Source organism: Frankia tisae (assembly GCF_025403405.1).
Lineage (GTDB): Bacteria > Actinomycetota > Actinomycetes > Frankiales > Frankiaceae > Frankia > Frankia tisai.
Genome location: NZ_JANEZT010000469.1, coordinates 1 through 4,336, shown reverse-complemented (window position 1 = coordinate 4,336; position 4,336 = coordinate 1). Strand labels below are relative to the sequence as shown.

Here is a 4,336-nt window from a genome sequence, read left to right as displayed (position 1 = left end):
CCACCGGCGAGCGGGTCCGTCATGGCGCCCACCGGCGGGCAGCCACCCTCCACCACGATTACCGTCCACCACGACTACCGTCCGCTGACCACTCCCCCACCGGTGGCGGCCGCCGCGTCACCCCCATCCGCCAGGGGCGCCGGCGGATGCGCGGCGCCGCCGCCGGACCCCCATCCACCGGGGTCCGCCGTGCCCGACGGCGGACCCCGGTGGATGCCGTCGGATTCGTGGGGCGTTGCCCGGCGGCACGCGCAATCCGGCCACCGGCCGCTTCCCCCTGCGTCGTGCCGGGCGCGCCGATACTGACCCGAGCCCGGCGCGACCGGAGCCCGGCGAGCGCGACGACAGGGGGCCGAGCGTGGCGTTGCCCGGTAGCCCGGCCGGCCGGGAAACTGCGACGGCCGGAAAGCCCGGGATGGCCGGGGCCGCCCGGGCAGCAGCCGCGGAACCTGGTGCCGCCGAAGAACCTGGTGCCCCCGAGGCGGTCCGCATCGACCTGGAGGGCGTCGGGAAACGTTACGACGGCGGGACGACCGGCGTCACGGCGCTCGCGGACGTCACCCTGCGGGTCGGCTCGCGCTGCCTGCTGGTGATCCTGGGGCCGTCGGGCTGCGGCAAGACGACGCTGCTCAACGTGATCGGCGCGCTGGACACTCCTACCACCGGCACGGTGCGGCTGGACGGCGTCGACGTCACGGCTGCGTCCCGGCGGATCCGGCGGGAGGTCCGCCGCCGGGCGGTCAGCTTCGTGTTCCAGTCGTTCAACCTCTTCCCGGCGCTCACCGCGCGGGAGAACGTCCGCTTCGGCGCGGACGTCGCCGGGCGGGACCGGGCCGGCGAGGTCACCGACGAGGTGCTCGTCGGGGTCGGACTCGCCGAGCGCGCCACGCACTTCCCGCACCAGCTTTCCGGTGGGGAGCAGCAGCGGGTGGCGATCGCCCGCGCCATCGCCACCGGCAACCCGATCCTGCTCGCCGACGAGCCGACCGGCGAACTGGACTTCACCACCGGCGTGCGCATCCTGGAGCTGCTGCGCGACCAGTCCGAGCAGGGCCGGACCGTCCTTGTCGTCACCCACAACCGGGAGATCGCCCGGATCGCGGACCGGGTGGTCGAGCTGTCCGGCGGGCGGATCGTCCACGACGGCCCGCCGCCCGGCGGCCGGCTGCCGGTGGCGGAGCTGCGCTGGTGACCGGATGACCGGGCGGACGGACGGATGACGTCGTCTGGGTTGTGGTGGCGCTGGTCGCTGCGTGAGCTGCGCCAACGCCTGCTGCTCGTGGTCGCGATCGCGATCATGATCGGCCTCGGCACGGGGCTCTACGCCGGGCTGACCAGCTCCTCGCAGTGGCGGCGGCAGTCCTACGACGCCAGCTACGCCCGGCTGAACGTCCACGACCTGCGCGTCGCCGTCGGGGCCGGGGCCACGGTGGCGCAGGGGCGGCTCGCGGCGGTGGTCCGGTCGTTGCCATCCGCGGCGGCCGTCACCGGCGACGCCGAACGGCTGGTGCTGCCGACCGAGATCGACGCCTCCCGCCCCGGGCACACCGTGCTCTCCCGCGGCGAGCTGGTCGGCATCGACCTGACCGCCCGGCCGCCGGTGGACGCGGTGTCGGTGGCCCGGGGGCGTGGGCTCGTCCCTGCCGACCAGGGACGCGACGTCGGCGTCCTGGACCGCACCTTCGCCCTCGCGAACCATCTGCCCCCGAGCGGCACCGTGCGGACCAGCGGCGGCGGCCAGGTGCGCTACGTCGGGCAGGGGCAGTCGCCGGAGTACTTCATCCTGCCCGGGGAGCAGCCGGGTCTGGTCACCCAGTCCGGCTTCGGGGTGCTCTACCTGCCGCTGCCGACCGCGCAGCGGCTCACCGGGCAGCCCGGCGCCGTCAACGACCTGGTACTCACCCTGCGGCCGGGCACGGACACCGGCGCGTTCACCGCCGAGCTGTCCCGGGCCCTGGCCGCGGCGCTGCCGGGCACCAGCGTGACGGTGACCGACCGGGACGACATCCAGACCCGGCGGATCCTCTACGACGACGTGAACAGCGACCAGCGGCTGTGGGACGTGCTGGCCGTGGTCGTCCTGATCGGCGCGGTGTTCGCCGCCTTCAACCTGGTGGGCCGGGTCGTCGACGCGCAGCGCCGGGAGATCGGCATCGGGATGGCCCTCGGGGTGCCGCCGCGGCGGCTTGCCCTGCGCCCGCTGCTGTTGGGCGTCCAGGTCGGGGTGCTCGGCGTGGTCGCCGGCGTCGTGGTGGGCCTCGTCGTGGGCGCCGCGATGGGCGCGCTGCTGCGCGGGGTCTGGCCGCTACCGGTGTGGCACACGAACTTCCAGGTCGGGGTATTCGCCCGGGCGGCGGCCGTGGGCCTGGTCCTGCCGGTGCTCGCCGCCCTGCCGCCCGTGTGGCGGGCAGTGCGGGTGGAGCCGGTCCAGGCGATCCGGGCCAGCGCCGTGGCCGGCGGGTCGGGGCCACTGGCCGGGCCGCTCGGCCGGCTGCGGCTGCCGGGGGGCAGCCTCGCCCAGATGCCGCTGCGCAACCTGGCCCGCGCCCCACGCCGGCTGCTGCTCACCGCCGTCGCGATCGCCGCGGTGATCACGGCTCTGGTGGTGTTCACCGGCGAGCTGGACACGTTCACCCGCACCACCGACCGGGCCGAGAGGGACCTGACGACCAGCGCCCCCGACCGGCTGCGGGTGATACTTCCCCGGGTCGAGCCGGTGTCCTCGCCGACGGTGACCGCCGTGCGCCGCTCCCCCGCCGTCACCGAAACCGACTCGACGCTGGCGCTACCCGGCCGCATCTTCGCCGCCGGGGCCGGGGCCGGGGCCGGAAGCGGGCGCGGGATCGGTGCCCGGAACGGGAACGGCGGCGACGCGACGGCCAAGCCCATCGACGTGCTCACCTACATCCTCGACATCGGGCACGGGCTGTGGTCGCCGTCGGTCGTCTCCGGATCCCGCACCGGCGGTGTGCTGATCGCCGAGAAAGCCGCCCACGACCTGGGTGTCCACCCCGGCGACACGATCACACTGCGGCATCCGCAGCGGGTCGGCACGGGCTACCGGACCGTTGACACGCCGCTGCGGATCGCCGGCATCCACGCCTTCCCGGTGCGCTCGGTGGTGTTCCTCGACAACGCCGATGCCGGCTCGTTCCGGCTCGCCGGTACAACGAACGTCCTCGTCGTCCAGCCCGCTCCCGGGTACGGGCGGGACGCGGCGACCCGGACGCTGGCCGCCATCCCGGGGGTGGCGTCGGTGGCGGCGGCGACGGCGAGCATCGAGGAGATCCGGGCCCTGCTGCGCACCTTCGTCGGGATCCTGCGGATCGGCGAGGTGGTGGTGCTCCTGCTGGCCTTGCTCATCGCCTACAACGCGATGAGCATCGCCGTGGACGAGCGGCGCCGCGAGCACGCGACGATGCTCGCCTACGGCCTGTCCACCCGCACCGTGCTCGCTCTGACCGTCGCCGAGAGCGCGGTGATGGGCCTGGTCGGGACGCTGCTGGGGATCGCCGCCGGCTACTGGGCGCTGCGCTACACCGTGGAGGTGCTGCTCGCCGAGACGCTGCCCGACCTCGGCGTGCAGGCGATCCTGTCGGGCCGCACCCTGGCCGTCATCGTGCTGCTCGGCGTCGGTGCGGTGGCGGTCGCGCCGCTGGCCGCGGCCCGCCGGATCCGCCGGATGGACATTCCCTCCACCCTTCGGGTCATCGAGTAGCACCGCGCAGGGCCGGGGCGGGCAGGATGAGGACCGCCGGCTGACTGCGGGGACGTGACGAGACGGCGCTGGTTGACGAGGTTGCGCTGGCTGGTGAGGTGCGCTGGTTGATGAGGCTGCGCTGGGTGATGAGGCTGCGCTGGGTGATGGTGCTCGGGCGGGACGTGCTCGGCGCGCTGCGCGGTCACGATCTCGCGCTGCTCGCGGCGGGCGTCACCTATTACGCGGCGATCGCGATCGTTCCCGGGGTGCTGGTGGCCGTCAACCTGCTCGGCCTGCTGCTGGGGCGGCCGCCCACGGCGGAGCTCGGCCGTTCCCTGGCCGGCGCGCTGCCGGACGGTCTCGGCGCCCCGGCGGTCGTGCTCGCCGCGTTCGACGCGGCGCTGACGATGTCGCCGCTGGTCGTCGTGGCCGCCGCGGTGCCCGCCTCGTTCTACGGCGAGGGGCTGCGGCGGGCCTTCGTCCGGCTCGCCGGCACGACCGAGGGTCTCGTCGGGTGGCGGGGCCGCCTCGGCATCCTGCCGTTACTCGCCGCCGCCCCGGTGCTGCTGCTGCCGGTGCTGCTCGTGACGCCGACCCTGGCCCGGCTGTTCGCCGAGAGCGACGCCTCGGCGGGGC

The 4,336-nt window shown here is 75.0% G+C and carries 3 protein-coding genes; all 3 read left to right on the top strand.

Features of this window, described 5'->3' with window-relative positions; translation table 11 throughout:
• The first annotated feature begins 415 nt into the window (after window positions 1-415).
• Window positions 416-1,192: an ABC transporter ATP-binding protein gene (locus NBZ85_RS28235; RefSeq protein WP_261559927.1), complete on the top strand. Its 777-nt coding sequence runs from the start codon at window positions 416-418 to the stop codon at window positions 1,190-1,192.
• 24 nt (window positions 1,193-1,216) lie between these two features.
• Window positions 1,217-3,718: an ABC transporter permease gene (locus NBZ85_RS28230; RefSeq protein WP_261559926.1), complete on the top strand. Its 2,502-nt coding sequence runs from the start codon at window positions 1,217-1,219 to the stop codon at window positions 3,716-3,718.
• Between the two features lie 110 nt (window positions 3,719-3,828).
• The coding region (locus NBZ85_RS28225; protein WP_261563012.1) for a YhjD/YihY/BrkB family envelope integrity protein at window positions 3,829-4,336 on the top strand (508 nt) is incomplete at its 3' end.

What these genes read in the sequence shown, in the direction of transcription:
- NBZ85_RS28235 (WP_261559927.1), top strand. Translation starts at nt 416, where the DNA reads ATGGCCGGGGCCGCCCGGGCAGCAGCCGCGGAACCTGGTGCCGCCGAA.
- NBZ85_RS28230 (WP_261559926.1), top strand. Translation starts at nt 1,217, where the DNA reads ATGACGTCGTCTGGGTTGTGGTGGCGCTGGTCGCTGCGTGAGCTGCGC.